This is a genomic window from Roseateles sp. (genome assembly GCF_036404855.1).
In the GTDB taxonomy this organism is placed as follows: Bacteria; Pseudomonadota; Gammaproteobacteria; order Burkholderiales; family Burkholderiaceae_C; genus Pelomonas.
In genome coordinates this window covers 1-4,941 of the sequence record NZ_DASWYS010000251.1, presented here as the reverse complement: position 1 = coordinate 4,941, position 4,941 = coordinate 1, and the positions used below count along the sequence as shown (strand labels likewise).

The following is a 4,941-nucleotide window of genomic DNA, read 5'->3' as shown; positions in this document are numbered from 1 at the left end:
CAGCCTGGAGGAGACCGCCTCCGCCATGGAAGAGCTGACCGCAACAGTGCGCAACAACGCCGAGACCGCGCAGCGCGCCACCGAGTTGGCGCGCTCGGCCGCCAGCGTGGCCGAACGTGGCGGCGCGGCGGTGGGTGAGGTCATCGGCACGATGGGCGAGATCTCGGCCAGCTCCCGGCGCATCGCGGACATCATCGGCGTCATCGACGGCATCGCCTTCCAGACCAACATCCTGGCGCTGAATGCGGCGGTGGAAGCGGCCCGTGCAGGCGAGCAGGGACGCGGCTTTGCGGTCGTGGCCGCCGAAGTGCGCTCGCTGGCGCAACGCTCGGCAACTGCAGCGCGCGAGATCAAGGACCTGATCGGCAACAGCGTGGAGCGCGTCGCGGCCGGCGCCCAGCAAGTGGGCCGGGCGGGCGAGACCGTGCAGAGCATCGTTGCCGAGGTGGGCAAGGTCAGCGACCTGATCGCCGAGATCAGTTCGGCCAGCCATGAGCAGAGTCAGGGCATCGCCCAGGTGGGCTCAGCCGTCGCCGTGCTGGACCAGATGACGCAGCAGAACGCCGCCCTGGTGGAACAAAGCGCCGCAGCGGCCGAAAGCCTGAAGGACCAGGCGGCCCGGCTGGCCGCGCTGGTGGCGCAGTTCAGGCTGCCGCGCTGAGGATCAGCGCTTCTTGACGATCACACTGCCGATGGAATAGCCGGCACCGAACGAGCAGATGACGCCCGCGTCGCCAGCCTTCATGTCGCCGTGATGCTCATGGAAGGCGATGATGGAGCCGGCCGACGCCGTGTTGGCGTACTCGTTCAAGATCAGCGGCGCAATGTCGTCGCCAGCGTTGGCGCCGACGAGCTTCTTGATGACGAGCTGGTTCATCCCCTGGTTGGCCTGGTGCAGCCAGAAGCGTCGCATCTGCGTCGGCTCCAGGCCCAGCTTGGCGAGATGACCCTCGATGTGGGCAGCGGCCAGCGGCACCACTTCCTTGAAGACCTTGCGCCCCTCCTGGTAGAAGGTCAGATCACGCGCGTTGGGGTCGCGGTCCTCGGCGCGGTTCATGAAGCCGAAGTTGTTGCGGATGTTGCTGCTGAACTGCGTGGAGAGCTGGGTACCCAGGATCTCCCACTGGTCCGAGCCGGTGGCGGTGTCAGCGCGCTCGACGATGAGCGCCGTGCAGACGTCGCCGAAGATGAAGTGGCAATCGCGGTCGCGCCATTCCAGGTGGGCCGAGGTGATCTCGGGGTTCACGATCAGGACGCACTTGGAAGCGCCCGAGCGCACTGCATTGAAGGCCTGCTCCAGGGCAAAGGTCGCCGATGAGCAGGCCACGTTCATGTCGAAACCATAGCCGCCGGCGCCCAGCGCCTGCTGGATCTCCACGGCCATGGCCGGGTAGGCGCGCTGCATGTTGGCGCTGGAGCAGAGCACCGCGTCGATGTCGGCGCCGGTCTTGCCGGCCGCCTGCAACGCCTGTCGCGCCGCATCGACCGCAATCTCGGCCATCAGCGAGATCTGGTCGTCGCCACGCGGCGCGAAGCGCGGATACATGCGCGTCGGGTCCAGCACGCCGTCCTTCTCGATGACGTAGCGCTGCTTGATGCCCGAGGCCTTCTCGATGAACTCGACGCTGGAATGCGTCATGGCCGGCCGCTCGCCGGCGGCGATGGCCTCGGCGTGCTCGGCGTTCTGCAGGTCGGCGTAGCGGTTGAAGGCCTCGACGAGTTCGGCATTGGTGATGACGTGCGGCGGTCGGTAAAGGCCGGTGCCGCTGATGACCACAGCCGGGAATGAAGCTTGCATAAAGTAGACGGGCGATGCCGACTGCCAAAGTACGAAGGCTCAAATCTTACCGAGCCAGGCTGACGCCCTCCCTCCGCACTACCCTGGAGCACCATGCACGAAGACAGCCTGCTCCCGCCTGACGACGCCCTGCGTCTGGCCCTGCACAACGAGGTGCATGCCCGCCCGCCGCCGCGCATCCGGCTGCCCGCCGTCATCGTCCACGTGGCCGTGCTCAACGATGGCGTCAGCCGCGCCGACGAGCATGCCCACCTGCTGCGCCTGCCAGGTCAGCATGCGTTGCCGGCCGACGCGCTGAACGCGAACTTCCTGCGCCTGCGCTGCGGCGAGTTCTCACTGAAATGGGAGCGCCACGCCGAGTTCACCCGCTACGCCTTGGTGCAGCCGCTGCCGCCCGAGGCCGAAGCCGGTGCGCAGACGCTGGACACGCTGCCGCTGCGCGTGGATGCCGGCTGGCTCGGGCGCATCCCTGGGCGCACCATCGCGGCGATCAAGCTGGTCATGGCCGAGCGACCGCTGACCTTCGCGCCCAGCGCGCTGGCCGAGGCGCGCGCCTGGTTCGGCGCCCACGCCGTCGTCGCGTCGACGATGGGCGGCCATTCGCTGGTGGTGACCGACTTCTGCCTGCGGGCCACCGGCTTCGAGCACATCGTCGTGCTGGCCGAGCCGGGCACCCCGCAGACGCGTGCCGGCCGCATCTGCCAGCGCCTGCTGGAGCTGGAGACCTACCGGCTGATGGCCTTGCGCGGCCTGCCGGCCGCCAAGGCGCTGGGCACGACGCTGTCCGAGGTGGAAGACGACCTGGCCGACATCACGGCGCGGCTGGAGCGGCGCAGTGCCTCGGAGGCCGAGCTGCTGGACGACCTCATCTCCACCGCCGCACGCGTGGAGCACGCGACGGCCGAACACCAGTACCGCTTCGCCGCGACCGGCGCCTATCAGGCCATCGTCGAGTCGCGCCTGGACGAGCTGCACGAGGGCAAGGTGGCCGGCACGCAGACGCTGGGCGAGTTCATGCAGCGGCGACTGTCACCGGCCATCGCGACGGTCACGGCCACGGCGCAGCGGCTGGACGCGCTGTCGCGCCGCATCGAGCGCACCAGCGCGCTCCTGCGCACGCGCGTGGACATCGCCACCGAGGCACAGAACCAGCAACTGCTCGCACAGCTGGGCCACGGCCAGCAGACACAGCTGCGCATGCAGGCCACCGTGGAGGGGCTGTCGCTGGCGGCCATCACCTACTACGTCGTCAGCCTGCTGCTGTACGGCTTCAAGGCGCTGAAGACCGAGGGCTGGCTGCCCGTCGCGCCCGAACTGGCCGCGGGCGTCGCCATCCCGCTGGTGCTCGCCGGCGTCTGGTGGACGACGCGGCGCATTCACCGACGCTTCCTGGGGCATTGAACCAGCCGCGTAGAATCAATCACCGGGCCCAAATTTTGGCGTCCGGTTTTTTTTGTCCGCTCGAGCCGCGGGCAACAAGCCGGCAGAGCCAAGTCAAGCGCTCGCAGCCCAGGTCGCGCACTGCCTAACGCGCGCCGCAACTGTGAACACCACTGACATGGAAATCTTCGACTACGACAACATCCTGCTGCTGCCACGCAAGTGCCGTGTGGACAGCCGCTCCGACTGCGACACCTCCGTGCAGTTCGGCCCGCACCGCTTCAAGCTGCCGGTGGTGCCCGCCAACATGAAGACCGTGGTGGACGAGCCCATCACCGAGATGCTGGCCCGCGAAGGCTACTTCTATGTGATGCACCGCTTCGACCTCGACAGCCTGGCCTATGCCAAGGACATGCGCGACAAGGGCCTGCTCGTCTCACTGAGCGTCGGCGTCAAGCCGGCTGACTACGAGCTCGTCGACCGGCTCGCGGCCGAGGGCGTCGGCGCCGACTACCTGACCATCGACATCGCCCACGGCCATGCCGAGAGCGTGCAGCGCATGATCGGCCACATCAAGCACAAGGTGCCCGATGCCTTCGTCATTGCCGGCAACGTCGGCACGCCCGAGGGTGTGATCGACCTGGAAAACTGGGGCGCGGACGCGACCAAGGTCGGCGTCGGCCCGGGCAAGGTCTGCATCACGCGGCTCAAGACCGGCTTCGGCACCGGCGGCTGGCAGCTGTCGGCGTTGAAGTGGTGCGCTCGCGTGGCCACCAAGCCGATCGTCGCCGACGGTGGCATCCGCCACCACGGCGACATTGCCAAGAGCGTGCGCTTCGGCGCCGCCATGGTCATGATCGGCTCGCTGTTCGCCGGCCATGAGGAGTCACCCGGCAACACGGTCGAGGTGGACGGCAAGCTCTACAAGGAGTACTACGGCTCGGCGTCCGACTTCAACAAGGGCGAGTACCGGCATGTGGAGGGCAAGCGCATCCTGGAGCCGGTCAAGGGCAAGCTCGGCGACACGCTGCGCGAGATGCAGGAAGACCTGCAGAGCTCCATCTCCTACGCCGGCGGCACGCAGCTGGCGGACCTGAAGAAGGTCAATTACGTGATCCTGGGCGGCGAGAACGCGGGCGAGCACCTGTTCATGTGACCGGGCTCAGGGCTCGCCCTTGGACGGCTTCGGGTACTGGCGGTTGACGTCCAGCGGCTCCGCATAAGGCGAGTTCCACGTCTGCTCGTGCAGGAGCGCCAGCCGAGCCGCCATGGACGCATCGCGCAGCACGACCTCGAGGTTGCGCGACTTGTCCAGATAGCCGCCGCTCCAGTTGCTGGTGCCTACCCAGGCGACCTCGCCATCGATGCTCATCGCCTTGGTGTGGATGACCCGTGCGAAGGGAATGAAGCCGGTGCTGGCGCGCGGCAGGGTCACGATGCGGATCTCGATGCCGGGCAGCAGCGCCAGGCTCTTCAGGTGGTGGATGGCCGGTTGCTCGGTGTTCCAGCTCGACACCATCAGCTTGACCTTCACGCCGCGCGCAGCAGCGGCCCGGATCGCGTTGTCGATGACGGAGTAGAACGGCCGCTGTCCGGCCGCATAGGACAGCGGCGCGTAGTCCAGCAGCTGCACCCTCACCTCGCTGCGGGCTTGGGTCAGCAGGCGCGGCAGGACCTCCTCGGAGTCACCCACGCCGGGCGGGTTCCAGGCGCGTGGGCTGGACAGCAGGAAGGCCTTGCGTGCGATGTCGAAGGGTGCCGCC

At 67.9% G+C, this 4,941-nt stretch carries 5 protein-coding genes; 3 read left to right on the top strand and 2 right to left on the bottom strand.

Annotated features, from left to right (window positions below; genetic code table 11):
• A partial coding sequence (locus tag VGF12_RS16575; RefSeq protein WP_331177150.1) for a methyl-accepting chemotaxis protein occupies window positions 1–661 on the top strand: 661 nt, incomplete at its 5' end.
• Window positions 662–664: 3 nt separating this feature from the next.
• Here the strand turns inward: VGF12_RS16575 and VGF12_RS16570 are convergent.
• Window positions 665–1,798 (bottom strand): beta-ketoacyl-ACP synthase III, encoded by a 1,134-nt coding sequence (locus VGF12_RS16570; RefSeq protein ID WP_331177149.1) that lies wholly within the window; start codon window positions 1,796–1,798, stop codon window positions 665–667.
• Between the two features lie 93 nt (window positions 1,799–1,891).
• On the opposite strand from VGF12_RS16570, the gene VGF12_RS16565 reads away from it, so the two are divergent.
• Window positions 1,892–3,199: a DUF3422 domain-containing protein gene (locus tag VGF12_RS16565; RefSeq protein WP_331177148.1), complete on the top strand. Its 1,308-nt coding sequence runs from the start codon at window positions 1,892–1,894 to the stop codon at window positions 3,197–3,199.
• A gap of 157 nt (window positions 3,200–3,356) precedes the next feature.
• The gene (locus VGF12_RS16560; RefSeq protein ID WP_331177147.1) at window positions 3,357–4,334 is read left to right on the top strand and encodes a GMP reductase; all 978 of its coding nucleotides are present in this window, start codon (window positions 3,357–3,359) and stop codon (window positions 4,332–4,334) included.
• Between the two features lie 6 nt (window positions 4,335–4,340).
• On the opposite strand, the gene VGF12_RS16555 is transcribed toward VGF12_RS16560, so the two are convergent.
• The coding region (locus tag VGF12_RS16555; RefSeq protein ID WP_331177146.1) for a phospholipase D-like domain-containing protein at window positions 4,341–4,941 on the bottom strand (601 nt) is incomplete at its 5' end.